26 protein-coding genes and 2 tRNA genes are annotated in these 24,947 nt (G+C 67.8%); 10 read left to right on the top strand and 18 right to left on the bottom strand.

Annotation, left to right across the window (positions count from 1 at the left end):
- The first annotated feature begins 27 nt into the window (after positions 1–27).
- A complete protein-coding gene (gene valS, locus M2317_RS17225) occupies positions 28–2,601 on the top strand; it encodes a valine--tRNA ligase (protein ID WP_429462306.1) in 2,574 nt (857 codons plus the stop codon).
- Entirely contained in the window at positions 2,601–2,816 is a 216-nt protein-coding gene (locus tag M2317_RS17220) for a hypothetical protein (protein ID WP_429462304.1), read from the top strand. Before valS ends, M2317_RS17220 begins: the two co-directional genes overlap by 1 nt.
- A 13-nt stretch (positions 2,817–2,829) precedes the next feature.
- Here M2317_RS17220 and M2317_RS17215 read toward each other — a convergent pair whose 3' ends face one another.
- The gene (locus M2317_RS17215) at positions 2,830–3,048 is read right to left on the bottom strand and encodes a hypothetical protein (RefSeq protein WP_429462302.1); all 219 of its coding nucleotides are present in this window, start codon (positions 3,046–3,048) and stop codon (positions 2,830–2,832) included.
- Positions 3,045–3,647: a helix-turn-helix domain-containing protein gene (locus M2317_RS17210; protein WP_429462300.1), complete on the bottom strand. Its 603-nt coding sequence runs from the start codon at positions 3,645–3,647 to the stop codon at positions 3,045–3,047. The genes M2317_RS17215 and M2317_RS17210 overlap by 4 nt, the downstream gene beginning before the upstream one ends.
- 126 nt (positions 3,648–3,773) lie before the next feature.
- Between M2317_RS17210 and M2317_RS17205 the strand changes: the two genes are divergently transcribed.
- A complete protein-coding gene (locus tag M2317_RS17205) occupies positions 3,774–5,822 on the top strand; it encodes a M3 family metallopeptidase (RefSeq protein WP_429462298.1) in 2,049 nt (682 codons plus the stop codon).
- On the top strand, positions 5,819–6,433 hold the full coding sequence (locus M2317_RS17200) for a class I SAM-dependent methyltransferase (protein ID WP_429462295.1): 615 nt from the start codon (positions 5,819–5,821) through the stop codon (positions 6,431–6,433). Before M2317_RS17205 ends, M2317_RS17200 begins: the two co-directional genes overlap by 4 nt.
- A 3-nt stretch (positions 6,434–6,436) precedes the next feature.
- Here the strand turns inward: M2317_RS17200 and M2317_RS17195 are convergent, their stop codons facing one another.
- From M2317_RS17195 to M2317_RS17140, 12 genes are all read right to left on the bottom strand, one after another.
- Positions 6,437–7,546 (bottom strand): epoxide hydrolase family protein, encoded by a 1,110-nt coding sequence (locus M2317_RS17195; RefSeq protein WP_429462294.1) that lies wholly within the window; start codon positions 7,544–7,546, stop codon positions 6,437–6,439.
- A gap of 52 nt (positions 7,547–7,598) precedes the next feature.
- Positions 7,599–8,402, bottom strand: a complete 804-nt coding sequence (locus M2317_RS17190; RefSeq protein ID WP_429462292.1) for a hypothetical protein — start codon at positions 8,400–8,402, stop codon at positions 7,599–7,601.
- 40 nt (positions 8,403–8,442) lie between these two features.
- Positions 8,443–9,711 carry an ATP-dependent Clp protease ATP-binding subunit ClpX gene (gene clpX, locus M2317_RS17185; protein ID WP_429462290.1) on the bottom strand — a complete coding sequence of 423 codons (1,269 nt, stop codon included), beginning with the start codon at positions 9,709–9,711 and terminating at the stop codon, positions 8,443–8,445.
- Between the two features lie 94 nt (positions 9,712–9,805).
- The gene (locus M2317_RS17180; protein WP_429462288.1) at positions 9,806–10,657 is read right to left on the bottom strand and encodes an aldehyde dehydrogenase family protein; all 852 of its coding nucleotides are present in this window, start codon (positions 10,655–10,657) and stop codon (positions 9,806–9,808) included.
- Positions 10,654–12,096 (bottom strand): aldehyde dehydrogenase family protein, encoded by a 1,443-nt coding sequence (locus M2317_RS17175; protein WP_429462286.1) that lies wholly within the window; start codon positions 12,094–12,096, stop codon positions 10,654–10,656. Before M2317_RS17175 ends, M2317_RS17180 begins: the two co-directional genes overlap by 4 nt.
- Before the next feature lie 9 nt (positions 12,097–12,105).
- Positions 12,106–13,107: a deoxyribose-phosphate aldolase gene (deoC, locus tag M2317_RS17170; RefSeq protein ID WP_429462284.1), complete on the bottom strand. Its 1,002-nt coding sequence runs from the start codon at positions 13,105–13,107 to the stop codon at positions 12,106–12,108.
- The gene (locus M2317_RS17165; RefSeq protein WP_429462282.1) at positions 13,104–14,039 is read right to left on the bottom strand and encodes a sugar-binding transcriptional regulator; all 936 of its coding nucleotides are present in this window, start codon (positions 14,037–14,039) and stop codon (positions 13,104–13,106) included. The genes deoC and M2317_RS17165 overlap by 4 nt, the downstream gene beginning before the upstream one ends.
- A 204-nt stretch (positions 14,040–14,243) precedes the next feature.
- A complete protein-coding gene (locus tag M2317_RS17160; RefSeq protein WP_376180456.1) occupies positions 14,244–14,885 on the bottom strand; it encodes an ATP-dependent Clp protease proteolytic subunit in 642 nt (213 codons plus the stop codon).
- A 21-nt stretch (positions 14,886–14,906) separates the two neighbouring features.
- The gene (locus M2317_RS17155; RefSeq protein ID WP_429462281.1) at positions 14,907–15,503 is read right to left on the bottom strand and encodes an ATP-dependent Clp protease proteolytic subunit; all 597 of its coding nucleotides are present in this window, start codon (positions 15,501–15,503) and stop codon (positions 14,907–14,909) included.
- An 80-nt stretch (positions 15,504–15,583) separates the two neighbouring features.
- Complete coding sequence (locus M2317_RS17150) at positions 15,584–16,078, bottom strand: tetratricopeptide repeat protein (RefSeq protein ID WP_429462279.1); 495 nt, start codon at positions 16,076–16,078, stop codon at positions 15,584–15,586.
- A 66-nt stretch (positions 16,079–16,144) separates the two neighbouring features.
- A complete protein-coding gene (gene tig / locus M2317_RS17145; protein ID WP_429462277.1) occupies positions 16,145–17,647 on the bottom strand; it encodes a trigger factor in 1,503 nt (500 codons plus the stop codon).
- 61 nt (positions 17,648–17,708) lie between these two features.
- Positions 17,709–17,782: transfer RNA gene (locus tag M2317_RS17140), tRNA-Pro, on the bottom strand.
- 109 nt (positions 17,783–17,891) lie between these two features.
- Between M2317_RS17140 and M2317_RS17135 the strand changes: the two genes are divergently transcribed.
- The 6 genes from M2317_RS17135 (at position 17,892) to M2317_RS17110 (ending at position 22,197) form a co-directional block, all read left to right on the top strand.
- Positions 17,892–17,965 (top strand) — tRNA-Gly (locus M2317_RS17135).
- Positions 17,966–17,992: 27 nt separating this feature from the next.
- Entirely contained in the window at positions 17,993–19,174 is a 1,182-nt protein-coding gene (locus M2317_RS17130) for a hypothetical protein (RefSeq protein ID WP_429462275.1), read from the top strand.
- A gap of 98 nt (positions 19,175–19,272) precedes the next feature.
- Positions 19,273–19,824 (top strand): SipW-dependent-type signal peptide-containing protein, encoded by a 552-nt coding sequence (locus M2317_RS17125; protein ID WP_429462273.1) that lies wholly within the window; start codon positions 19,273–19,275, stop codon positions 19,822–19,824.
- Positions 19,803–20,462, top strand: a complete 660-nt coding sequence (locus M2317_RS17120) for a SipW-dependent-type signal peptide-containing protein (protein ID WP_429462272.1) — start codon at positions 19,803–19,805, stop codon at positions 20,460–20,462. Before M2317_RS17125 ends, M2317_RS17120 begins: the two co-directional genes overlap by 22 nt.
- 5 nt (positions 20,463–20,467) lie before the next feature.
- Entirely contained in the window at positions 20,468–21,664 is a 1,197-nt protein-coding gene (locus M2317_RS17115) for a signal peptidase I (protein ID WP_429462270.1), read from the top strand.
- A complete protein-coding gene (locus M2317_RS17110; RefSeq protein ID WP_429462269.1) occupies positions 21,661–22,197 on the top strand; it encodes a hypothetical protein in 537 nt (178 codons plus the stop codon). Before M2317_RS17115 ends, M2317_RS17110 begins: the two co-directional genes overlap by 4 nt.
- 62 nt (positions 22,198–22,259) lie before the next feature.
- Here M2317_RS17110 and M2317_RS17105 read toward each other — a convergent pair whose 3' ends face one another.
- From M2317_RS17105 to M2317_RS17090, 4 genes are all read right to left on the bottom strand, one after another.
- Positions 22,260–22,613, bottom strand: a complete 354-nt coding sequence (locus M2317_RS17105) for an RNA polymerase-binding protein RbpA (protein ID WP_429462267.1) — start codon at positions 22,611–22,613, stop codon at positions 22,260–22,262.
- Positions 22,613–22,861, bottom strand: a complete 249-nt coding sequence (gene secG, locus M2317_RS17100) for a preprotein translocase subunit SecG (RefSeq protein ID WP_429462264.1) — start codon at positions 22,859–22,861, stop codon at positions 22,613–22,615. Before secG ends, M2317_RS17105 begins: the two co-directional genes overlap by 1 nt.
- An 82-nt stretch (positions 22,862–22,943) precedes the next feature.
- Positions 22,944–23,735, bottom strand: a complete 792-nt coding sequence (tpiA, locus tag M2317_RS17095) for a triose-phosphate isomerase (protein ID WP_429462262.1) — start codon at positions 23,733–23,735, stop codon at positions 22,944–22,946.
- Complete coding sequence (locus tag M2317_RS17090; RefSeq protein WP_429462260.1) at positions 23,726–24,940, bottom strand: phosphoglycerate kinase; 1,215 nt, start codon at positions 24,938–24,940, stop codon at positions 23,726–23,728. Before M2317_RS17090 ends, tpiA begins: the two co-directional genes overlap by 10 nt.
- Positions 24,941–24,947: the final 7 nt, after the last annotated feature.

The raw sequence follows: 24,947 nt of genomic DNA, 5'->3' as shown, positions 1-24,947 counted from the left end.
CCGTATACATCGCTCGAGGAGACCTCTATGTCCGTGATTCCCGACAAGCCCGCACTCGAAGGTCTCGAAGCGAAGTGGGACGGCGTCTGGGCCGAGCAGGGCACCTACCTGTTCGATCGCCTCCGCGCCGCCGAGCTCGGCCGTGCCGGTGTGTACTCGATCGACACGCCTCCCCCGACGGCATCCGGTTCCCTCCACATCGGGCACGTGTTCTCGTACACGCACACCGACGTGAAGGCCCGCTACGAGCGCATGCGCGGCAAGGCCGTGTTCTACCCGATCGGGTGGGACGACAACGGATTGCCCACCGAACGCCGCGTGCAGAACTACTACGGCGTGCGCTGCGACCCGTCACTGCCGTACGACGCCGACTTCGTCCCGCCGTTCCAGGGCGACGCGAAGAGCCTCAAGGCCGCCGACCAGGTGCCGGTGAGCCGTCGCAACTTCATCGATCTGTGCGAGAAGCTCACGGTCGAGGACGAGAAGCAGTTCGAGGACGTCTTCCGCCAGATGGGGCTCAGCGTCGACTGGACCCAGACCTACCGCACGATCTCGGACGAGACGATCCGCCAGAGCCAGCTCGGCTTCCTCCGCAACGTCGACCGCGGCGAGGCGTATCAGGCGCTCGCGCCGACGCTGTGGGACGTGGACTTCCGCTCCGCGATCGCACAGGCGGAGCTCGAGGATCGCGAGCAGCCGGCGTCCTTTCATCGTCTGGCGTTCCACAAGAGCGACGGCAGCGGCGACATCGAGATCGAGACGACGCGGCCCGAACTGCTGGCCGCCTGCGTCGCCCTCGTGGCCCACCCCGACGACGAGCGCTACCAGGCGTCCTTCGGCAAGACGGTGCGCACCCCGATCTTCGACGTCGAGGTCCCCGTTCTGCCGCATCACCTCGCCCAGCAGGACAAGGGATCCGGCATCGCCATGGTCTGCACCTTCGGCGACGTGACCGACATCATCTGGTGGCGCGAACTGGATCTCCCCAACCGCACGATCCTCGGCCAGGACGGCCGCGTGATCGCTGAGGCGCCCGACGCGATCGTCTCGGAAGCGGGCAAGGCCGCCTACGCCCAGCTGGCAGGCAAGACCGTTTTCAGCGCGCGCAAGCAGATCGTCGAGCTGCTCGAAGCATCCGGCGAACTGCTGAACGTGTCCAAGCCGTTCAACCACGCCGTGAAGTTCTTCGAGAAGGGCGACCGCCCGCTCGAGATCGTGTCGACGCGTCAGTGGTACATCCGCAACGGCGCGCGGGATGCCGAACTCCGCGACCAGCTCGTCGCCAATGGCCGCGAGCTGACCTGGCACCCCGACTTCATGCGGGTGCGCTACGAGAACTGGGTCGGCGGGCTCACCGGCGACTGGCTGATCTCGCGTCAGCGCTTCTTCGGAGTCCCCCTGCCGGTCTGGTACGGACTCGACGAGAACGGTGACCGCGATCACGACCGCGTGATCTTCCCGGATGCTTCGTCCCTGCCGATCGATCCGACCTCCGACGTCCCCGACGGCTACACCGCCGAGCAGCGCGGCGTGCCTGGCGGCTTCGAAGCCGAGACAGACATCCTCGACACGTGGGCGACGTCGTCCCTGACGCCGCAACTGGCGGGCGGCTGGCAGCGCGACGAGGAGCTGTGGAACCTGGTCGCACCGTTCGACGTGCGCCCGCAGGCTCAGGACATCATCCGCACCTGGCTGTTCTCGACCATGCTGCGCTCGACCCTCGAGGACGGCCGCTCGCCGTGGGCGCACGCCTCGATCTCGGGCTTCATCGTGGACCCCGACCGCAAGAAGATGTCCAAGTCCAAGGGCAACGTCGTCACCCCGGCCGACATCCTGGACAAGCACGGATCGGATGCCGTCCGCTACTGGGCTGCTTCCAGCCGTCTCGGTGTGGATGCCGCATTCGACCCGCAGAACCCGACGCAGATGAAGATCGGCCGCCGCCTGGCGATCAAGATCCTCAACGCCGCGAAGTTCGTGCTCGGCTTCCCGGTTCCCGAGGGCGCCGCCGTGACGCACGATCTCGACGCATCGATGCTCGCCGCGCTCGACGGCGTGGTGCGCGAGGCCACGAAGGCGTTCGACGACTTCGATCACGCCAAGGCGCTCGAGGTCACCGAGTCGTTCTTCTGGACGTTCTGCGACGACTACCTCGAGCTCGTCAAGGAGCGCGCGTACAACCAGGCCGATGTCGGCCAGCCGTCCGCGGCGCTCGCCCTGCGAATCGCACTGTCGACCCTGCTGCGCCTGCTGGCACCTGTGGTCTCGTTCGCGACAGAGGAGGCCTGGAGCTGGTTCGAGGAAGGCTCGATCCACACGGCCGCGTGGCCCGAGGCTCAGGATGCCGGCGGTGATCCAGCTGTCCTCGCCGCCGCCAGCGCGGCCCTCATCGGCATCCGTCGCGCCAAGACCGAAGCGAAGGCGTCTCAGAAGACGCCGGTCGCGCGTGCCGTGATCGCGGCTCCCGCCGCGACGATCGACGCGCTGCACGCCGCCGCCGGCGACCTGCAGGCGGTCGGCCGCATCGCGGAGCTGTCGCTGGTCGAGGGCGAGGAACTCTCCGTCACGGAGATCGAGCTGGCCCCGGTGGAGGAGAGCTGATGCAGCTGGGGACGCGCTGGGCGGCGCTGACCGAGCCGCCGGCGTCGGTCCCGGCGTCCCTCCGGCCCGGTATCTCCGCGGTCGAGGCCGAGGGCCACGCCGGATCGTGGACGCTGACCTGGCTCGAAGGCCGTCCGATCGCCGAGCTGGATGCCGGGTGGGAAGTGCTCGCCACGGCATCCGGTGAGGTCGTCGTCCGGCCGTTCGAGGACTGAAGCCGGGACCCGCTCAGCGCGGGCGGGAGCCCAGCTTCAGCAGGGCGATGTCCAGGGCGCGCGGATCCGGCGGGGTCGGGCGGGTGTCGCGCAGCTGCGCGAGTTCCCGTGATCGACGTTCGGCGCGCACATCGCGCCGGTGCCCGACGTACGCCGTCAGCGCGTCGGCGATGTGCAGCAGCGCGACCTCGAGGCGCGTCGGCGCCGTGTGCTGAATGCTCGCAGCGGTCATGATTCCTCCTTGCTCGCGCCCGACGTGGGCAGGTCGAAGATCTCGGCGCGCATCGTGACACGACGGGTGCCCGGTGCGCCTTCCTGTCCGGCATAGCGGGCGACGGCTTCGTCGACGACGCGCGTCAGCTCGTCCTTCATCTCTTCCATCTGGACGGGGGTGAGATCGAGCATGGTCGTCGTGACGAGCCCGGCGTCGGCCCAGCCCTCCGGCGTCTCCGACACGGGTCGATTGAGGTACTCCATGAGGGACTGGTGCCGGAGTGCGAAGAACTCGGACGTGACGATCTGCGCGGCGGCGCGGCCCGCCGGCGTGAGCGCCTGGTCCGGCCCAGGCAGGTTGATCCGCCCCTTGGGTCGCTCCCACCAGCGCTCGCGCGACGTGCCGCGATCCGGCACCTCGCGGATGAGGTCCTGAGCGGCCAGGGCGCGGAGGTGATAGCTCGTCGCGCCAGACGTCTCGCCGATCAGCTTGGCCAGCGTGCTGGCGGTCTGCGCGCCGCGCTCGCTGAGGATGTCGTAGATCCGCACGCGCAACGGGTGCGCCAGTGCTTTGAGCGCTCCAGCATCGAGGGTCCTGCCCTGCTCGTTCTCGGTCATGATGCAAAGATATCCTTGCAAGGACTTCTTTGCAAGCTTTTCTTTGCAACCTGTCAGCCCGATTGCGGACGGCAGCATGCGGCACCTGTGCGGCGCTGCTTCGACACCACCGCATAGGCTCGTGTCATGACCGACGACGCCAACCCGCTGCTCACGCCGTCCGCCCTCCCCTACGCGCTGCCGGACTACGCCGCGATCCGGCCGGAGCACTATCTGCCCGCGTTCCGCGTCGCGTTCGCCGAGCATCTCGACGAGATCCAGCGCATCACCCGCGTACGGTCGATGCCGACGTTCGAGAACACGATGGTGCCGCTCGAGAACGCGGGCTCCCTGCTCGAGAGCGTCGCTCACGCGTTCTACACCGTGAGCTCGGCGGATGCGACGGCCGAGATCCAGGCCATCGACGAGGAACTCGCTCCGCTGATGGCCGCGCACCAGGATGCCGTGGCCCTCGACGCTCAGCTCTACTGGCGAGTGCGCACCCTTCACGACCAGTTGGACGTCCTCGGCCTCGGATCCGAAGACCGTTATCTCGTCGAGCGGCACTTCCGCGAGATGACGCACGCGGGCGCAGCGCTCGACGACGGGGCGAAGTCGCGCCTGACGGCGCTCAACCAGCAGCTGTCCACGCTGACGACGACGTTCGAGAAGAACCTGCTCGCCGACACCAATGACCTGGCGGTGCTGTTCACCGATGAGGCCGAGCTCGATGGCCTGTCGGCGGGCGAGCTCTCGGCAGCATCCCGTGCGGCCGGAGAGCGAGGGCTGGACGGACATCTCGTCACGCTCCCGCTCTTCACCGGTCACCCCTACCTCGCCTCGCTGACGAATCGCGAGAGCCGGCGCCGGATCATGGATGCGTCGCGCTCGCGCGGATCCCGCGGGAACGCGAACGACAACCGTGCCGTACTGACCGAGATCGTCCGTCTGCGAACCGAGCGCGCCGCACTGCTCGGTCACGACTCGCATGCCGCCTACGTGACCTCGGATGAGACGGCAGGGAACCCGGAGGCCGTGTCCGATCTGCTGCATCGCCTAGCGGTACCGGCCGCGGCGAACGCGCGCCGGGAGCAGGCTGCACTGCAGCGGATCATCGACGAGACCGAGGCCGAGCCATTCGCCCTCGAGGCGCACGACTGGGCGTTCTACACCGAGAAGGTGCGCGCGGCGGAATACGACATCGACACCGCCGCGCTTCGACCCTGGTTCGAGGCGGAGCGGGTTCTGCAGGACGGCGTGTTCTTCGCGGCGACGCAGCTGTACGGGATCACGTTTGCGGAGCGCCCCGACCTCGTGGCCTACCACCCAGGCGCGCGCGTCTTCGAGGTCTCGAACGCCGACGGCAGCGCGCTCGGGCTGTACATCCTCGACCTCTACACCCGCGACTCCAAGCGCGGCGGTGCGTGGATGAATCCGATCGTCAGTCAGTCGCTCCTGCGGGGCACGGCACCCGTCGTCGTGAACAATCTCAACGTCGCCCAGCCGGCCGATGGGCAGCCGACCCTGCTCACGCTCGACGAGGTGACGACCCTGTTCCATGAGTTCGGGCACGCCCTGCACGGACTGTTCGCCACGGTCACCTACCCGCATTTCGCCGGGACGAACGTGTTCCGCGACTTCGTCGAGTTCCCCAGCCAGGTCAACGAGATGTGGATCCTGTGGACCGAGGTCCTGGACAACTACGCTCGCCACGTCGAGACGGGCGAGCCCCTGGATGCGGGAATCGTCGAACGGCTGAAGGCGACCGAGACGTTCGATCAGGGGCACGCCACGAGCGAGTACCTCGCCGCCGCGTGGCTCGACCAGGCCTGGCATCGACTCCGCGCCTCGGATGTCGTCGGCGACGTGGCGGAGTTCGAAGCGGCGGCGCTCGCGTCGATCGGGCTCGATAACCCGGTCGTCCCCACACGCTACTCGTCGACGTACTTCGCTCACGTGTTCGCCGGCGGATACAGCGCCGGCTACTACTCGTACATCTGGAGCGAGGTGCTGGACGCCGACACCGTCGAGTGGTTCCGCGACAACGGCGGACTGACCCGCGCGAACGGCGACCGGTTCCGTGATCGGCTGCTGGGGGTCGGCGGTTCGAAGGATCCGCTCGAGGCCTACCGCGACTTCCGCGGTCGGGATGCCGAGATCGCGCCGCTGCTCAAGCGACGCGGGCTCGAGGGGTGAGCGATACCGACCGCCTCGGCGTCGTCCGTGACGCGTTCGATCGTCGCGCGGCCACGTACGACGAAAGCGTGATGCATCGCGAGCTGGCGGCGTGCGTCGCCGACTTCGCCGAGCTGGTCGGTGTGCGCGACGTGCTCGACATCGCGACGGGTACAGGACTGGTGCTGCGTGCTCTGCGAGCCCGAGCCGCGGACCTTCGACTGACCGGCGTCGACATCTCTCCCGGCATGCTCGATGTCGCCCGTCAGCATCTTCCGCGTGCCACCTGGGTCGAAGCCGACGTGGCTGCGCTGCCGGTGCCCGACTGCTCAGCGGACCTGATCACCTGCGTGACGGCGCTCCATGCGATCCCGGACACTCGTGCGGCGCTTACCGAGTGGCGGCGCGTGCTGCGAGCGGATGGACGCGCCGTGACCGCGACGTTCGCGGAGGAACGCCCGCGCGTCGCGCGGGTTCATCGGAATCCGTATCCCAGCGACCACGAGCCGTTCGGCTCGGCGCAGCGGTTGACTGAGGTCGCCGCTGCCACGGGTTTCCGTGTCACGAGGACGATGACGTGGGCGGATACGGACGATGCGCTGCTCGTGGCGGAGTGGGCTCCTGCGCAGTGAGCGCTACGCCTGCCCCAGCCCGCACTCCCTGGCGAGCTGACGCAGACGTTCGGCCATGACGTCAGGAACCTCCGCCGCTGCGAAATGGCCGCCCTGCTCGAGTCGTTCGAACGAGCGCAGGTCACGATAGAAGGAGCGCGCCAGCACCTCCGGGTAGTCGTGCTCATGGCGTTGGATCGCGACGACGGCCGGCACCTCGACGGGTGGGATGCTCACATCGGCGCCGCGATCGAAGTAGGGTCGGAAGGATGAGGCGATCGTCTGGGTCGCCCAGTAGATGGTGGCCTCGGTCAGGATGCGATCGCGGGCTATGCGCCGCTCAAGAGCCGCGGGATCATCGTTCGGCGTATCGCTCCATTCGACGAGCTTCTCGACGATCCACGCGAGCAGCCCGGCGGGAGAGTCGTTGAGCGCGGCGGCCAAGGTATCCGGCCGGGTCGCCTGGAGATGCGCATACGCACCATCGGGGCCGCCGGAAGCCGACAGCCGGTCGAAGAACGCTCGGGCCTGCGGGTCATCCAGCGTCGCGCGCTCCTCGTCGGTCCCGAAGTGCGCGTGCGTCACGAGGATCCCCGCGACTTGCTGCGGATGCTCCGCCGCGATGAGATCGCTGACGTTGGCCGAGATGTCCTCGCCGTACACCAGATACCGCTCGTAGCCGAGATGGTCGGTCATCAGGCTGTGCATCATGTCGGCCATGACCTTCTCGGTCATCGTGCCGTCAAAGGGATCCGAGAACGCGAACCCGGGGAAACTGGGCATGACGACGTGGAACTCCGGCAGGAGCCGGGCGAGATCGAGCTGCAGAGCGAACGTATGCGGCCAGCCGTGCATGAGCAGCGCCGCCGGCGCACCGGCATTCTCCGCCTGGCGATGCACGAAGTGCAGCCGAGTGCCGTGGACATCGGCGAGGTACTGCGGATCCTGGTTGAGCCAGCGCTCGCGCCCGCGCCAATCGAACCTTCGCCAGGCGTCCACGAGTTCGGCGAGATATGCCGCCGAGAGCCCGGTCTCGGGTCGACGCGGGGAATCGCCGAGCAGGCGGGAGTGCGCGAGACGATCGGTCAGATCGTCGAGGACGACATCTGGTACGGAGATCTGGAAGGGGCGCATGTCCGCACCGTAGACCGGGCGTAGGACATCGCTCCGCCACTTCGATCGGTCGTCAGAACGAGATCTCCTGCTGCACGGGGATCGGCTGAGGAACGACCAGCGAGCCGTCCAGCACTTCACGATCGCCGAGCGGCTCTGCGAGCTCGACGGTGAACGGCGTCGGAGGGTTGCTCTGGCAGGTGTACGCGCCGTCCCCTTCGCGAGGTCGGACGGCCACGCGGATGATGACAGCATCCTCTGTCTCTTCGAGCGACACGAGCTCCACCCGCCCCTCGGCATCCTCTCCGCTGTTGCACGCCCTTTCCGTCACCCGCAACGCGAGGGTCGTGCTGTCGGCGGCCGGAACCGCGGACGAATCCAGCGCGACGTTGCCGGGGCCGAACGGGGAGGCATCCAGCGTGAGCGCGCACGAGGAGCTGCTGGTCAGCATCCAGCCCGCTTCCCCGGTGGCGGGCAGCTCGGCCATCCTGTCGTAGATGACGACGTCATACTGGCCCTCGCCTTCGAGCGGACGGAGAAGCGTGATGCTGCCGTCTGCACGGGCACCGACGATCCATTCGGACAGGTCGCCGTCGAGAGCGTCGCCCCCGGCGTCATCGACGGCGGCGGCGATACCAGTGGCATCCTGTTCCGGCAGCTGATCGGCGGGCAGGCCTTCGTCGAACGTCGCCGGATCGACGAACCGGCCGTTGCACTCGTAGGGGCCCGTGTCGGCGGCCGAGGCACTGTCGGATGCCGTGTCCCCGACCGGTTCCGCCGTCGACGTCGGAGTCGTGGCCGCCGAGCACCCCGCCAGGAGCACCGCCGACAGGATCGCCGCACCGACTGAGAACCACTGCTTCTGCGTCGTCGTCATACCCTCGAGTGTCGCCGGCGGCGTGATCGTCTCAGTTGATTCAGGCGCTCTTGCGCTTGCGCTCCATGATCACGGTGGGCGGCGCCCCTTCGTCGACGGCGGCGCGGGTGACGATCACCTTCGCGACGTCCTCGGCGGACGGGATCTCGAACATGATCGGGCCGAGGACGTCCTCGAGGATCGCACGGAGCCCGCGGGCACCCGTCTTCCGTTCCACTGCCAGATCAGCGATCGAACGCAGTGCGTCCTCCTCGAACTCGAGCTGGACACCGTCGAGCTCGAACATGCGCTGGTACTGCTTCACCAGTGCGTTGCGCGGACCCGTCAGGATGTCGATGAGCGCACTCTGATCGAGCGGCGACACCGAGGCCACGACGGGCAGACGTCCGATGAACTCGGGGATCAATCCGAATTTGTGCAGATCTTCCGGAAGCACCTCGCTGAAGAGGTCGAGATCCTTGGTCTTGTCGTGCAGCGGCGCGCCGAAACCCACGCCGTGCTTTCCGACGCGCGACGACACGATGTCCTCGAGACCGGCGAAGGCTCCGGCCACGATGAACAGCACGTTCGTCGTGTCGATCTGCAGGAACTCCTGATGCGGGTGCTTGCGGCCGCCCTGCGGCGGCACGGATGCGACTGTCCCCTCGAGAATCTTCAGCAGCGCCTGCTGGACGCCCTCACCGGACACGTCGCGCGTGATCGACGGATTCTCGGCCTTGCGAGCGATCTTGTCGATCTCGTCGATGTAGATGATGCCCTGCTCGGCGCGCTTGACGTCGTAGTCAGCCGCCTGAATGAGCTTCAGCAGGATGTTCTCGACGTCTTCACCGACGTAACCTGCTTCGGTGAGAGCGGTGGCATCGGCCACGGCGAAAGGAACGTTGAGGCGCTTGGCGAGCGTCTGAGCGAGATAGGTCTTGCCGCACCCCGTCGGGCCGATCATCAGGATGTTGCTCTTGGCGATCTCGATGTCCTCGGCGCGCTGCTCGGCCGGCTGGAGCGTCGCGCGTGCGCGGACGCGCTTGTAGTGGTTGTAGACGGCGACCGAGAGCGCCTTCTTCGCCGGCTCCTGGCCGACGACGTACTCCTCGAGGAAGGAGAAGATCTCGCGCGGCTTCGGCAGATCGAACTCGGCGACGCCGGAGGCCTCGGACTCGGCCATGCGCTCTTCGATGATCTCGTTGCACAGCTCGACGCACTCGTCGCAGATGTACACCCCGGGACCAGCGATGAGCTGCTGGACCTGCTTCTGGCTCTTTCCGCAGAACGAGCATTTGAACAGGTCGGCGCTCTCACCGATACGAGCCATGCGCATCCTCCTCAGGATCCGGAGATCTTCCTGACGAGCCTAACCCGTGCATCGGACACCGAGCCGCATTGCCACGATCCGGTGTCCGTCGACGTCACACCAGGCTCTTCGTGTGCCACACGGTTTTCGTCTCCGTGAACGCGGCGATGCGCGCGGGCGACGCATCGACCGATCCCGGAGGCAGGACCCGCTTGAGCGTCTCGGCCGCGGCGATCTCGAGATCGACCCAGTCCAGCTCGCCGGCACCGGCGAGATCGAGAGCGTTGACGTCGGCGTGGGATGCCAACCACGGAGCCACCTCGGCGGACGAGCCGGTGAGGACGTTCACCACTCCGCCGGGCACGTCGCTGGTCGCGAGCACCTCGGCGAGGCTGATCGCCGAGAGCGGGAAGCGCTCGCTCGCGAGCACGACGACGGCGTTGCCGGCGACCAGCGCCGGGGCGACGACGGAGACCAGACTCAGCAGCGCCGAATCCTGCGGCGCGACGACCGCGACGACGCCGGTGGGCTCGGGCACGGTGATGTTGAAATACGGTCCGGCGACCGGATTGGCGTTGCCCGCGACCTGCGCGTACTTGTCGCACCAGCCGGCGTACCAGACCCACAGATCGATCGCATCGTCGACCTGGGCGCCCGCCGCAGCGACGGACACGCCCTCCTGCGCAGCGATCTCGTCGATGAACTGCGCGCGGCGGCCTTCGAGGACCTCGGCGACACGGTACAGGACCTGGCCGCGGTTGTAGGCCGTGGCACCGGACCAGCCCTTCACGGCCGCGCGGGCGGCGACGACGGCATCCCGAGCGTCCTTGCGCGACGCCTTGGCGGCGTTCGCGAGGAAGGCGCCCTTCGCCGAGACGACCTCGTAGGTGCGACCGGATTCGCTCCGCGGGAATGCCCCGCCGATGGCGAGCTTGTAGGTCTTGGGGACGGAAAGCCGCTTGCTCATGCGGACGCTCCCTTCAGGTAGGCGGTGAGACCGTGGCGGCCGCCCTCGCGACCGTAGCCGGACTCCTTGTAGCCGCCGAACGGGCTGGACGGGTCGAAGCGGTTGAAGGTGTTGGCCCAGACGACACCGGCGCGCAGGCGATCGGCGACGGCCAGGATGCGGGAGCCCTTGTCGCTCCAGATGCCGGCGGACAGGCCGTACGGCGTGTTGTTCGCCTTCGCGATCGCCTCAGCCGGGGTGCGGAACGTGAGGACGGACAGAACCGGCCCGAAGACCTCGTCCCTGGCGATCCGATGCGAAGCCTCGACGCCGGTGAAGATGGTCGGTGCGAACCAGAAGCCCTTCTCCGGGATCGCGCAGTCCGCCGTCCAGCGCTGTGCGCCCTCGGCCTCGCCGATGTCGCTGAGCTCGCGGATGCGGGCCAGCTGGGCCGCGGAGTTGATGGCCCCGATGTCGGTGTTCTTGTCCAGCGGGTCGCCGAGACGCAACGTGGAAAGCCGGGTCTTGAGGCGATCGATGACCTCGTCGTGGATCGACTCCTGCACGAGGAGGCGGCTGCCGGCGCAGCAGACATGTCCCTGGTTGAAGAAGATGCCGTTGACGATGCCCTCGACGGCCTGGTCGATCGGCGCGTCGTCGAAGACGATGTTGGCGGCCTTGCCGCCGAGTTCGAGCGTGAGCTTCTTCCCGCTGCCGGCGACGGCGCGGGCGATGTCGCGTCCGACACCGGTCGATCCGGTGAAGGCCACCTTATCGACATCCGGATGCCGGACGAGATGCGCCCCGGTCGAACCCGCACCCGTGATGATGTTCACGACGCCGGCCGGGAGGTCGGCCTGCTGGAGGATCTCGGCGAAGATGAGCGCCGTCAGCGGCGTCGTCTCGGCGGGCTTGAGCACGACGGTGTTTCCGGCGGCCAGCGCGGGTGCGATCTTCCACGCCAGCATCAGCAGGGGGAAATTCCACGGGATGACCTGGCCGGCGACGCCGAGGGCCTTCGGGTCCGCTCCGAGGCCGGCGTAGTCGAGCTTGTCCGCCCAACCGGCGTAGTAGAAGAACCATGCCGCGACCAGCGGAACGTCGACGTCTCGGCTCTCCTTGATCGGCTTGCCGTTGTCGAGGCTCTCGGCGACCGCGAGCTCGCGAGCGCGCTCCTGCACGAGACGGGCGATGCGGAACAGGTACTTGCCGCGATCCCGCCCGCTCATCCTCGACCAGGTCTTCTCGTAGGCACGGCGTGCGGCGGCGACAGCGCGATCGACGTCCTCATCAGCGGCGCCGGCGATCTCGGCGATGCGCGATTCGTCCGCCGGTGAGATCGTCGTGAAGCTCGCGCCCGAACCATCGACGAACTCTCCGTCGATGAACAGCCCGTAGCTGTCCTTGAGGTTCAGGATCGCCTTCGACTCGGGTGCCGGAGCGTATTCCAGGAATGACATATCTCGTCCTCAGTCGATCGTGACGTAGTCGGGGCCGGAGTAGTGGCCGGTAGCGAGCTTCTGGCGCTGCAGAAGCACGTCGTTCAGCAGGCTCGAGGCGCCGAAGCGGAACAGATGCGGCTGGAGCCACTCCTCCCCCGCGGTCTCGGCGACCGTGACGAGGTACTTCACGGCATCCTTCGACGAGCGGATGCCGCCAGCAGGCTTGACCCCGATCCGCTCGCCGGTGACCCGATGCCAGTCGCGCACGGTCTCGAGCATCAGGAGCGTCGTCGGCAGCGTCGCCGCCGGCTGGACCTTGCCCGTCGAGGTCTTGATGAAGTCGCCGCCGGCCAGGATGCCGAGCCATGACGCCCGCTTGATGTTGTCGTACGTGTTCAGTTCACCGGTCTCGAGGATCACCTTGAGGGAGGAGTAGGTGCCGTCCGCGCGTCGGCAGGCCTCCTTCACGCGGGCGATCTGCTCGAAGACCAGACCGTACCGACCGGAGAGGAACGCGCCGCGATCGATGACCATGTCGATCTCGTCGGCACCCGCAGCGACCGCCTCGGCCGTGTCGGCGAGTTTGATGTCCAGCGACGCGCGACCGCTCGGGAACGCCGTCGCGACCGCGGCGACCGAGATCCGACCGTCGTCGGGGTCGCCGTGCACGCGACCGAGCGCCTCGACGGCGTACGCAACCATGTCGCCGTACACGCAGACCGCGGCGACGAGCGGGGTCGATGCATCCGCGGCATCCGGAGTCTTCGCCTTCGCGACCAGGGAGCGCACCTTGCCCGGCGTGTCGGCGCCCTCGAGCGTCGTCAGGTCGATGAGCGAGATGATCTTGTCGAGCGCCCAGGCCTTGGACGTGGTCTTGATCGAGCGCGAGCCCAGGCCCGCGGCACGCTGCTCCAGCCCGACGGCGTCGACCCCCGGCAGCCCGTGCAGGAATCGGCGCAGCGTGGCGTCATCGGGCTCGCCGCCCAGGACGTCCACCGCCGTCCTGCGGGTGAGTTCCTTCGTGGTCACTGTTCCTCCAACAATGCTCTGGCTGTGGGCTCGTCGGTCACCAGCACGCGGCACAGGCCGCTGGTCACGACTGTACGCGCGATGTCGTGCTTGGCGGCACCGGAGACGACGAAGACGGTGTGCTCCGCCGAACGTATGCGGTCGAGCGAGACGCCGACGGTGCGGGCGTCGAGTTCGGGATCGACGACGTTGCCGTCCGCGTCCACGTATCGACCGAGCACGTCGCCGACGGCACCGCGTCTGGCGAGCTCGGCGACGTCATCGACGTCGAGATATCCGTTCTCCACGTGCGCGGACGTGCGATCGCACGGACCGGCGCTGAAGAGGAATGCGTGCGCGTTCGCGGCCTGTTCGAGGACGCCCGCGACGGTCCGGTCGGATTCGATCGCCCGCTTGGTCTCGATGCGCTCGAGGATCGCGGGGCTCGGCAGCAGTGCGACCTGGCCCCCGGCGCGCTGGGCGATCGTGGCAGCCAGCTGCGCTGCTCCCCCGGAACGACGACTCAGGCTCACTCCTCCGTTGAGCTGAACGACGGTGACGCCGTGCGCCCAGCCGTCGACGAGCGCCTCCGCAACGGCCGTGAGCGTGCGGCCCCAACTGACGCCGAGAACCCGCGGAACGGGGCGCATGGCGCCGAGATGATCGGCGGCGCCCTGCGCGACGCGGTCGAGAGTCGCCGCATCGTCGTCCGCCGCGGGGACCACGACGGCGTCGACGAGCCCGAAGCGCTCGGTGAGCAGACGTTCGAGGCCGAGACGTCTGGCGCGAGGATGCACGATCTCGATGCGGACGATCCCGCGTTCGCGCGCCTGCGTCAGCAGACGCCCGACCTTCCAGCGCGAGATCTTCAGGATGCCGCCGATCTCGTCCTGCGTCCTGTTCTCGTCGTAGTACAGCTCGGCCACGCGCACGGTCAGCAGATCGTCGTCCACGGCATCCTCCCTTCGCATCCAGATTACCGAGAATACGACGCATGCGCACCGCGGTGCTCATATGAGCAGACGCACGACGTGCGGATGCGCATCCGCGGCACTGCTGCCGGGCCGGCGAGCGGATGCCGAGGCCACCGGCGGAAGCCCGGACACACGAAAGGGGCGACCCGGCGTGTACCGGATCGCCCCTTCGAGAACGGTCGCTCAGGCGCGCTTGCGCGTCGTGAGCACCTGGTCGACGATGCCGTAGTCCTTGGCCTGCGCGGCCGAGAGGATGTTGTCGCGATCGATGTCGCGGTTCACCTTCTCGACGGGCTGGCCGGTATGGTGCGCCATGGTCTCCTCGAGCCAGGTGCGCATGCGGAGGATCTCTGCCGCCTGGATCTCGATGTCGGATGCCTGGCCCTGCCCCGCCTCGCCCATCGCCGGCTGGTGCATGAGCACACGGGCGTTGGGCAGCGCGAGACGCTTGCCCGGCGCACCGGCGGCGAGCAGGACGGAAGCGGCCGAGGCGGCCTGGCCGAGCACGACGGTCTGGATCTGCGGTGCGACGTACTGCATCGTGTCGTAGATCGCCGTCATCGCGGTGAACGAGCCACCGGGCGAGTTGATGTACATCGTGATGTCGCGCTCGGCGTCCTGGCTCTCGAGCACGAGCAGCTGCGCCATGACGTCGTCGGCGGACGCGTCGTCGACCTGCACGCCGAGGAAGATCACGCGATCTTCGAAGAGCTTGTTGTACGGGTCCTGGCGCTTGAAGCCGTAGGCGGTGCGCTCCTCGAACTGCGGGAGGACGTAGCGGCTGGAGGGCAGGTTGCCTGCAGCGCGGAAAGTGGGAGTGTGCATGGGAATCCTTTCGCTTTCCGCTTACTTGTTGCCCGGCTCGGTGCCGCCGCCGCCGATGACGTCGCTGGCGGACTCGCGGATGTGGTCCACGAAGCCGTACTCGAGTGCCTCGTCCGCCGTGAACCAGCGGTCGCGGTCACCGTCTTCGTTGATCTGCTCGACGGACTTGCCGGTCTGCGAAGCAGTGATCTCGGCAAGACGCTTCTTCATCGACAGGATGAGCTGCGCCTGCGTCTGGATGTCGCTGGCGGTGCCGCCGAAGCCGCCGTGCGGCTGGTGCAGCAGCACGCGGGCGTTGGGCGTGATGTACCGCTTGCCCTTGGTGCCGGCGGTCAGCAGGAGCTGACCCATCGACGCAGCCATGCCGATTCCCACCGTGACGATGTCGTTCGGCACGAACTGCATGGTGTCGTAGATCGCCATGCCTGCCGTGATCGAGCCACCGGGTGAGTTGATGTAGAGGTAGATGTCCTTCTCAGAGTCCTCCGCGGCGAGAAGAAGGATCTTCGCGCAGATCTCGTTGGCGTTCTCGTCGCGCACCTCTGAGCCGAGCCAGATGATGCGGTCCTTCAGCAGCCTGTCGAAGACGCTCGTCGCGACAAGGGGTTCTGCAGCCATTTCAGCTCCTGTTTCCGTGTTCGATGATTCGAATCTACCGGCGACGACACGACGCTCAGGTCGTGTTCGCCGTCGGCATATCAGGTGTCGCGTTCGGCGATCTCGTGCGCATAGGCGGTCATGGATCGGTGATATCTCGGCAGATGCGGGATCAACGCCAGCAGAGCGACCGACAGTCCGCGCGCCGGTGCCCCGGAACTGGCCAGCACCAGCGCCTTCACGACGGCGACCGCCTCCCGGTACGGGGAGTCGGGATGCGCGCGCCCCTCCTCGTCGAGCAGCGCCAGCGCCTGATCGAACTCGCCGATGTTCCGCAGCGAACTCGCGAGCTGGATCACCGCCTGCGGGCGATGCTCGTCATCCAAGCCCAGCGCCAGGGCACGCCGGTACAGCTCCACGGCCTCCGCCTCGCGGCCGGCCGAGTCCCGCGCTCCAGCGCGCTCGAACTCCGCTCGCGCGTCGTCCGGGCCCCGCTCGGCGGCGAGAGCGTCGATGCGCGCGATGACCTCATCGCCGACCAGCTCGCCGCTCGTCGCGGTCCAGACCGCCTCGATGCGCTCTTCCCAGGCGTCCATCGTCTCCCTTTCGCGCAAGAAGGCGGATGCCGAAGCATCCGCCTTCTCGTCAGTATCGCGTCGCGATCACTCGGCCTTGGCGGCCTCGTCCTTCTTGGCGGCCGGCTTCTTGGCCGGAGCCTTCTTCGCGGCGGGCTTCTTGGCAGCCGGCTTCTCAGCCTCCGCCTCGGCCTCGTCGGCCTTCTTGGCCGGAGCCTTCTTCGCGGCCGGCTTCTTCGCGGGAGCCTTCTTCGCGGGCTTCTCCTCGGCGGGAGCCTCGGCCTCGGCCTCGGCCTCGGTCACGTCCTCGTCGTCGACCGCGATGAAGTCGCTCAGGTCGACAGCCTTGCCGTTCGTGTCGACGACAGAGACCTTGCCGAGCGCGATGGCGAGAGCCTTGTTACGGGCGACCTCGCCGACGAGCGCGGGGATCTGGTTCGAGGACTGCAGAGCCTCGACGAACTCCTGCGGAGCCATGCCGTACTGTGCGGCCGACTGGATCAGGTACTGGGTGAGCTCGTCCTGCGAGACCTGCACGTCGGCCTGCTCCGCGATCGTGTCGAGGAGCACCTGGGTGCGGAACTGCTTCTCGCTGGCCTCGGTGACCTCGGCGCGGTGCTCGTCGTCCTCGAGGCGGTTCTCGGACTCGAGGTGGTTGTGCACCTCGTCCTCGATGAGCTGCGGCGGGACGGGGATCTCGATCTTCTCGAGCAGCGCCTCGACGAGCTTGTCGCGTGCCGCGGAGCCCTGCGTGAACAGGCCCTGCTGGTTGACGCGCTCGGCGACGCTGTCGCGGAGCTCGGCGATCGTGTCGAACTCACTGGCGATCTGCGCGAAGTCGTCATCCGCCTCGGGAAGCTCGCGCTCCTTGACGGCCTTGACGGTCACCGAGACCTCGGCCTCGCTGCCGGCGTGGTCGCCACCGACGAGCTTGGAGCGGAACGTCGTGTCCTCACCGGCGGTGAGCGACTCGATCGCGTCGTCGATGCCCTCGAGCAGCTCGCCCGAGCCGACCTCGTAGGAGACGCCCTCGGCACGGTCGATCTCGGCGTCATCGATCGTGGCGACCAGGTCGAGCTCGACGAAGTCACCCTTCGCGGCGGGGCGGTCGACGGGGATCAGCGTGCCGAAACGGGCACGAAGGCGGTCGAGCTCCTCGTCGACGGCTGCCTCATCGGTCTCGATGGCGTCGACGGTCAGCGTGATCCCGTCGAACGAGGGAACCTCGATCTCGGGACGGACGTCGACCTCGATGTCGACGAGCAGGTCACCCCCGAAGTCCTTCTCGTTCGGCCACTCGATGATCTCGGCCGCGGGACGGCCGACGATGCGGAGCTTGTGCTCGGTGGCGGCGGCGCGGAAGAAGCCGTCCAGGCCCTCGTTCACGGCGTGCTCGATGACGGCGCCGCGGCCGATGCGCTGGTCGATGATCGGCGCGGGGACCTTGCCCTTGCGGAAGCCGGGGATCTGGACGTCCTGAGCGATGTGCTCGTAGGCGTGCTTGATGCTGGGCTTGAGGTCCTCGGGGGTGACCGTGATGCTGAGCTTGACCCGGGTCGGGGTCAGCTTCTCGACGGTGCTGTTCGCCATGCTGGTTCGTTCTCCTTGTGGTTCCCGCGCGGAAGCGCGGCGTGAAGCGTGTGGGACAGAGTCGGGGCGACAGGATTTGAACCTGCGACCTCCCGCTCCCAAAGCGGGCGCTCTACCAAGCTGAGCTACGCCCCGGGGAATCCGCACGCAGATTCAGCCCTAGGAAGTCTAACGGACGTGAGCGCCCTGAACTGTCCGCTATGCTTGACCAGTCGGTTCCCGACCCGCTGAGCGGGCCGGATCCGGGGCTGTAGCTTAATGGTAAAGCCTCTGTCTTCCAAACAGATGACGCGAGTTCGATTCTCGTCAGCCCCTCCACTCCTGGAGTCGTCAAGAGGAGGCGCCGTGACCTGGCAGCACCTCGATGGCGATCACGAACTGCCCACGGTATTCTCCGGCCCGGTGCCGCCCGCTCCCTTCTCCCGTCGACGACGCGGCCTCTGGATCATCGTCGCCTGCGCACTCGTTCTGGCCGCCGGTGGGGGAATCCACCTCGCCGCGAACCTGGGCTACGACGCTTCGCGCGCTTCGTTCCAGGATGCCGAGATCATCGCCGAGAACCGGCAGGCCGATCTCGCGGCGGATGCGCAGCAGCTCGACGCCGATGCCGCAGCAGCGAGCGATATCGCCGCCGCCGACTCGGCTGTGCTGATGCCGCTGGAAGCCCGCGCGGACCTGGATGCCGCGATCGCCGCCGTCGAGCCGACCGCATCGGAAGCGGATGCCGCCACCGCGGCATCCTTCCCTGAAGCGGGCCCGAAGCCGACCTGGACCTGGGAGCTGTTCGCGGAGAGCGCACGACTCGCGGACGACACGCGAGAGCTCGAGGATCGGAAGGACGAGTTCGTGTCGCTCAGCGACGACGTCGCCGATGCCGCGTCGGAGATCGCGGAGAGCGCGCTCGACGCCGTGCGGGCGGCAGCGGCGTCGGCATCCGATTTCGAAGCCGCGCATGTGAATGCTCGCAATCCCGAGATCATCGCGCTGCGGACGGCGGCCGAGTCGGCGAGTTCGGTCTCCGAGCTGGATGCGGCGACTGTGCAGCGCTACACGGCGCTGGAGGCGACGGCATCCGGTGTGCTGACGAGCGAGCAGGCGGAACTGGCCGAGAAGGACGGCGACCTGTACGGGCCCCGCATCGAGATCGAGGCCTTCGCGCGCTCGCTCGCCCCGGGCGTACTGATCGATTTCGACTGGGCCCCGACCGTGCCGGGATACGACGAGCCGTCCTACGGCGGATGGACGAGCTGGTGGTACGGCGACCCCGGCTATGCGACCATCGCCCTGTCCGACTACATCGCGGAATCCTGGCCAGCCGAGTGGACGAAGGCACTGGTCGCCCACGAGGTCGGGCATGCCATCAGCGTCAAGTGCGAGTCGATGTACGACTCATCGGACCAGGACACCATCGAGGCGTGGGCGACGGCCTGGGCGATCAGCATGGGCTTCACCGACCGCGGCAACGGCACGGACGTGTACGGCTCGCCAGGGCAGCCGATGATCGACGCGGCGTCCGCCTGCCGCTGACCTCGCCCGATATTCCGGTATCCAAACCGCGTGGAGCGCATTACGCTTGCGCGAAAGAGGACGGGCGCACCCCAAGCGCCCGATGGAGAGGGGCACTCATGCACGACACCACCATGCGACCAGCGCATTCGCGTCGCACCAAGGTCTACGCGATCCTGGCGGGCGGACTCGTCCTCGGCGTCGGGACCGCGGTGACGCTTGCCGCCTGGAACGACTCGGAATTCGCCAGCGTCGACTTCGCCGCGGGCACGTTCGTCTTCCAGGGGTCGACTGACGGGACCACCTTCGCAGATCACGAATCGGAAGAAGGGGCCGCACAGCTCACGTTCACCGCACCGTTCGACAATCTGAGCCCGGACGCTGTCGTCTACGCCCCCTATGCGCTGCAGCTCGACGCATCGGTCGCAGCGGACCTCACGTCGGTCGCCCCCGTGGTCACCGGTTCCCTGAACGGCGACCTGACCTTCGCTGCAGTCGAGACCACTGACTTCGGTTGCGACGCCGACGCCTTCGGCTCCGGTACCGCCGTGCCGACCACGATCGCTGATGGTGAGATCATCAACCTCTGCCTCCAGGTGACGGCTGCATCCAGCATCGAGCAGGGTGAAACCGGCACCGCGGTGTGGCAGTGGAACGCCGTCTCTCAGTAGATCCGATCCGCGCGAGCCGTCGCCGAGCCCGCACCGCCCGGCAACGCCGCCTGCGCTCTCTGCGAGTGCGCGCGGTGCTCGCCGGCGCGCTGGTCCTCGGCGTCGGCGGTTCGGCGACCCTTGCCGCGTGGACCGATCAGGAACTCGCCTCGACGACCGTGACCGCCGGCACCTTCTCCCTGGCGTCACGGACTTCGACGAGCGATCCGTTCGTCTCGCACGGCGGAGGCGCCGAGGGTACGGCGGTCATGAGCTTCAACGCGACCGGACTGTATCCCGGTCAGGTCCGCTCCGCCTGGATCCAGGTCCAGAACACAGGCTCGATCCCGGGCTCCATCACCCTCACGACGGTGGATGTCACGGCGTCCGGAACGGCGAGCACCACACTGCGAGACAACATGCAGGTGCGATACGTCCCGATCGCGGCACCAGGAGACATCGCTTCGTGCACCACGAGCACCACAGGCGGAACGCTGGTCACGGGCCTCGCGAGCATCCCGAATCTGACGCCCCTGCCCATCGCGCCCGGGGCGACGGTCGGTTACTGCATCGTGCTGACGCTTCCGACGACGACGCCGACCGGCGCCCAGGGCGGCTCCGCTGTCCCCACCTGGACGTTCACCGGAACCACGGGGTGACGCGGATGAGTTCCGTCGCAGCACGACTGGGCAGGGTCCTGCGAGAGGCAGCCCTCACACTCGCCGCTCTCGGCGGCGTCGTGTGCATCGTCCTCGCCGTGCTCGCTTTCAGCGGCGGATACACGCTGATCATGTTCAAGACCGGGTCGATGTCGCCGACCATCCCGGCCGGCTCCGTCGCACTGGTGCAACGCGTCCCCGCGTCCGATCTCGTCGTCGGGGACGTCGTGACCGTCGACCGGCCGAATGCGCTTCCCGTCACCCACCGCGTCACCGCCGTGCTGGAGAATGGCTCCCGCGATGACCGGGTCATCACGCTGAAGGGCGACGCGAATGAGAGCGAGGATCCCGCGCCGTACACCGTGTCGGAGGTGAGGATCGTGCGCGCGTCTCTGCCCCACCTCGCGAATGTCATCGTGTGGTTCGGCAATCCGATCGTCCTTGGTGGGCTCACGGTAGGCACGGCCGCGCTCGTCACGTGGGCGTTCTGGCCCAGGGATCGACGGCAGCAGGATGTGGTGGCGATCGCCGAGGATACTGCCGCGGACACGAAGGCCGATGGTGCACCATCGACCCGTCGTGAGCGCCGCGCCGCCGGAATCCTCGGTGTGATCGCGCTCTTCGCTGCAACCGCCGCGCCCCTCGTTGCGCCGGGCCCGGCGCACGCAGCCGGCTCCCTCCGCCTGTCGTCCGATCTAGCCGGTACGCAGACGCTGGATGCCGTCGATCCGCTCAACTGGCACCTCGACGTGGACGGGTCGAGTCTGCCCGGCGACGGAGTCCTGACGATCGCGTTGTCCGGCGCAGAAGCGCCGGATGGACTCCAGATCGTCGCTGAAGTCCGCTCGTGCGCCTCGGCATGGACGACGAACGGCTGCGCGAGCGGCGAGAAGCTGTTGCGTCCGGCATCTCGTGTCAAGTTGGACGGCACCTGGGAGCAGGTGCATCACGGACCGACTCCGATCGACGTCCACCTGCGCATCGTGCTCACGGCACCCGAGGCACATTCAGACTCCGCTTCGGCATCGCTCACCATCCGTGCGAACGCTGCGGGGCAGACGGCCGAGGAGACGGTGAACGGCGAGGACGCCCTGGCGGCCACCGGCGGCACCTCGTGGGCGGTCTACGCTGCCCCTGGTGCGGTGCTCATCGGTCTCGGAGTCGCCACGATCGCCCGCGCTCATCGCCGGAGGGCCTCATGACCCGGCCGCGCCGAAGCATCCGTCTCGCCGTCGCGGCTTTGGGTGTCGGCGCCCTGCTGGCCTCGGGGGCGTTGCATCCAGACCCCACCGAAGCCGCCTGGACCGACGCGGAGATAGGCAGCAGCGCGGCCGTGACGGCGGCGACACTCGCTGCACCGACCGCTACGACCTGCACCCCACGCAGCGTGTTGGTGGTAGGGCTACAAGATTTCACGTTGACCTGGACCTCGAATCAACCCGGCGCGCAGAGAGTCCAGATCACCCGGGGCGCCACAACGGGGACGGACGTCCAGGGCGCAACTGGCAGCGTCATCACGCAGACCGGGAGCACTGGTGGCGCCTATCAGTACCGCGCGACGTTCACGCAGGCGAAGCTGCTCGGGCTGCTCAACTTGGCGGACCTTCTCGGCGGCTCCTACGAGATCCGCATCTACAACGGTTACGCCGGGAGCTCCTGGGTGTCGGCGCCGGTTCGGTACAACCTGAACGTCGTGCTGCTCGGTCTCGGCTCGACCTGCGCGCTTGTCCCGTGAAACGACGAAGCCGCCGCGCCCGAAGTCGCGACGGCTTCTCGTCCTGAGTCGGACTCGGGCCTCTACTGCCCGCGGCGCTCGCGCAGCTGCGTGAGCGCATCCTCCAGAAGCTGCTCGGCCTCGTCGTCCGTGCGGCGCTCCTTCACGTACGCGAGATGCGTCTTGTAGGGCTCCGTCTTCGACAGCGCAGGCGGGTTCTCCTTGTCGCGTCCGGCGGGGAGACCGGAGTGCGGGTGATCGATGGTGTCCGGGATCTCCTCTTCGGGGAGCCCGGCCGCGAAGTACCTCACAGTCTCGTTGCCGAGCCCGTCCCAGTACGACACCGCGATGCGGTCGGCGTGGTAGCCGTGGTCCTGCTCGCCCATCGGGCCGGAACCGACGCGGGTTCCGCGGATCGCATTGCCGCCGGTAGCCATCAGAGTGCCTCGAACTTCGTGATGAGACCCAGTGCGACGATCGCGACGAACCAGGTCAGAGCCAGAACAACCGTGAACCGGTTGAGGTTGCGCTCGGCGAGACCGGAGGAGCCGACAGCCGTCGACATCCCGCCCCCGAACATGTCGGACAGGCCGCCGCCACGACCCTTGTGAAGAAGGATGAGGAGAGTCAGCAGGACGCTGGTGATACCCAGCACGACCTGCAGGACGAACTCGAGAACTTGCACGTGAAATGCCTTTCGCTCGGGCCGAAATGCCCGCGTAACGGTCAAGTATACGGTGCGGCGGGGCCGGAACCCCGCCGCACACTCACACGCCGACGTGCTTCTGGAAGCGGATGATCGCCGCGAACTCGTCGACGACGAGGCTCGCCCCTCCGACGAGAGCACCGTCGACATCGGGCTCCCGCATGAAGCTCGCGATGTTCGAGGACTTCACCGAACCGCCGTACAGGATCCGCGTGCGCGCCGCGGCATCCGCATCGAGCACCTCGGCCAGCACACCGCGCAGCGCGGCGCAGACGTCCTGAGCCTGCTGCGGAGTCGCGGCCTGGCCGGAGCCGATGGCCCAGACCGGCTCGTACGCCACGACGATGTCGGCGGATGCCGGCACACCATCGAGCGCTGCCTTGAGCTGACCGGCCGGAACCGCGCTCGCCCCGAACTTCTCCAGGTCCTCGGCCGTCTCGCCGATGCAGATCACCGGGACGAGACCGTGCTTGAGCGCGGCCTTGACCTTCCCCGCGACGACCTCGTCGGATTCGGCGTGGTATTCACGTCGCTCCGAGTGGCCGATGATGACGTACTTCGCGTCCAGCTTCGCCAGGAAGGCGCCCGACACCTCACCCGTGTAGGCACCGGAGTCGTGAGCCGAGACATCCTGTGCACCGAGCGCGAACGGGATCTTGTCCGCGTCGATCAGGGTCTGCACGCTGCGGATGTCGGTGAACGGCGGGAACACGGCCACCTCGACCGAATCGCCTTCGTGCCCGGCATCCTTCAGGGTCCAGTGCAGCTTCTGCACCGTCGCGACCGCCTGCAGGTGGTCCAGGTTCATCTTCCAGTTGCCCGCGATCAGCGGGGTGCGCGCGCTTACGCCCATCCGAGTACCTCCAAGCCGGGGAGCTTCTTGCCCTCGAGGAACTCGAGGCTGGCTCCACCACCGGTGGAGATATGACCGAACTGGTCGTCCGCGAAACCGAGCTGACGCACCGCGGCAGCGGAGTCACCACCGCCGACGACGCCGAGGCCGTCGACCTCGGTGAGCGCCTGCGCGACGGCCTTCGTGCCGTTCGCGAACGCCGGGAACTCGAACACGCCCATCGGGCCGTTCCAGAACACCGTCTTCGACCCGCGGATCGCCTCCGCGAAAACGACGGCCGTGTCCGGACCGATGTCGAGACCGAGGCCGGACGCACCGGCGGGCGTGCTCTCGATCGCGTCGACGGCAACCGTCTCGTGCGCAGCATCCGCGGCGAACGACGCCGCGACCACGACATCCGTGGGCAGGACGATCTCCACGCCGCGCTCTGCGGCCTCGGCGATGTAGCCGCGGACCGTGTCGAGCTGGTCCTCTTCCAGGAGGCTCGATCCGACCGCGTAGCCCTGCGCCTTGAGGAAGGTGAAGAGCATGCCGCCGCCGATGAGCAGGCGATCGACCCGCGGAAGCAGGTGAGAGATCACGCCGAGCTTGTCGCTGACCTTGGAGCCGCCGAGGACGACCGTGTACGGCCGCTCCGGAGTCTCGGTGAGGCGGTCGAGAACACCGAGCTCGGTGGCGATCAGCAGCCCTGCCGCCGAGGGCAGGATCTGGGCCAGTTCGTACACGCTGGCCTGTTTGCGGTGCACGACGCCGAAGCCGTCGGACACCAGCACGTCGCCGAGACCGGCGAGCTGCTGGGCGAACGCCTGACGCTCGGAGTCGTCCTTCGAGGTCTCCCCCGGGTTGAACCGCAGGTTCTCGATCACGGCGATGCCGCCGTCCTCGAGGGCGGCGACCGCCTCTGAAGCCGACTCGCCGACCGTGTCGCGGGCGAACGCGACCGGCTTGCCGAGCAGTTCGGAGAGGCGCTGAGCGACCGGCGCCAGGCTGTACTTCGCGTCCGGAGCGCCCTCAGGGCGGCCCAGGTGCGAGCAGACGATCACGCGGGCGCCGGCGTTGAGCAGCGCGTTGAGAGTCGGCAACGAGGCGCGAACACGGCCATCGTCCGTTATGACGCCGTCCCGAAGGGGGACGTTGAGGTCACAACGGACGATGACGCGCTTGCCCTCGAGCGACCCCAGGGAATCCAGGGTGCGCAGAGACATGTTCAGT

It is taken from the genome of Microbacterium sp. ZKA21 (assembly GCF_050434165.1).
Classification (GTDB): Bacteria; Actinomycetota; Actinomycetes; order Actinomycetales; family Microbacteriaceae; genus Microbacterium.
The sequence above is the reverse complement of the archived record's forward strand: the minus strand, read 5'-3'. Positions and strand labels throughout refer to the sequence as shown.

Bases quoted from the DNA above. Each gene is read 5' to 3' on its own strand.
- valS (WP_429462306.1), top strand. From the start codon at position 28: ATGTCCGTGATTCCCGACAAGCCCGCACTCGAAGGTCTCGAAGCGAAG.
- M2317_RS17220 (WP_429462304.1), top strand. From the start codon at position 2,601: ATGCAGCTGGGGACGCGCTGGGCGGCGCTGACCGAGCCGCCGGCGTCG.
- M2317_RS17215 (WP_429462302.1), bottom strand. From the start codon at position 3,048: ATGACCGCTGCGAGCATTCAGCACACGGCGCCGACGCGCCTCGAGGTC.
- M2317_RS17210 (WP_429462300.1), bottom strand. From the start codon at position 3,647: ATGACCGAGAACGAGCAGGGCAGGACCCTCGATGCTGGAGCGCTCAAA.
- M2317_RS17205 (WP_429462298.1), top strand. From the start codon at position 3,774: ATGACCGACGACGCCAACCCGCTGCTCACGCCGTCCGCCCTCCCCTAC.
- M2317_RS17195 (WP_429462294.1), bottom strand. From the start codon at position 7,546: ATGCGCCCCTTCCAGATCTCCGTACCAGATGTCGTCCTCGACGATCTG.
- M2317_RS17190 (WP_429462292.1), bottom strand. From the start codon at position 8,402: ATGACGACGACGCAGAAGCAGTGGTTCTCAGTCGGTGCGGCGATCCTG.
- clpX (WP_429462290.1), bottom strand. From the start codon at position 9,711: ATGGCTCGTATCGGTGAGAGCGCCGACCTGTTCAAATGCTCGTTCTGC.
- M2317_RS17180 (WP_429462288.1), bottom strand. From the start codon at position 10,657: ATGAGCAAGCGGCTTTCCGTCCCCAAGACCTACAAGCTCGCCATCGGC.
- M2317_RS17175 (WP_429462286.1), bottom strand. From the start codon at position 12,096: ATGTCATTCCTGGAATACGCTCCGGCACCCGAGTCGAAGGCGATCCTG.
- M2317_RS17160 (WP_376180456.1), bottom strand. From the start codon at position 14,885: ATGCACACTCCCACTTTCCGCGCTGCAGGCAACCTGCCCTCCAGCCGC.
- M2317_RS17155 (WP_429462281.1), bottom strand. From the start codon at position 15,503: ATGGCTGCAGAACCCCTTGTCGCGACGAGCGTCTTCGACAGGCTGCTG.
- M2317_RS17150 (WP_429462279.1), bottom strand. From the start codon at position 16,078: ATGGACGCCTGGGAAGAGCGCATCGAGGCGGTCTGGACCGCGACGAGC.
- tig (WP_429462277.1), bottom strand. From the start codon at position 17,647: ATGGCGAACAGCACCGTCGAGAAGCTGACCCCGACCCGGGTCAAGCTC.
- M2317_RS17125 (WP_429462273.1), top strand. From the start codon at position 19,273: ATGCACGACACCACCATGCGACCAGCGCATTCGCGTCGCACCAAGGTC.
- M2317_RS17115 (WP_429462270.1), top strand. From the start codon at position 20,468: ATGAGTTCCGTCGCAGCACGACTGGGCAGGGTCCTGCGAGAGGCAGCC.
- M2317_RS17110 (WP_429462269.1), top strand. From the start codon at position 21,661: ATGACCCGGCCGCGCCGAAGCATCCGTCTCGCCGTCGCGGCTTTGGGT.
- M2317_RS17105 (WP_429462267.1), bottom strand. From the start codon at position 22,613: ATGGCTACCGGCGGCAATGCGATCCGCGGAACCCGCGTCGGTTCCGGC.
- tpiA (WP_429462262.1), bottom strand. From the start codon at position 23,735: ATGGGCGTAAGCGCGCGCACCCCGCTGATCGCGGGCAACTGGAAGATG.
- M2317_RS17090 (WP_429462260.1), bottom strand. From the start codon at position 24,940: ATGTCTCTGCGCACCCTGGATTCCCTGGGGTCGCTCGAGGGCAAGCGC.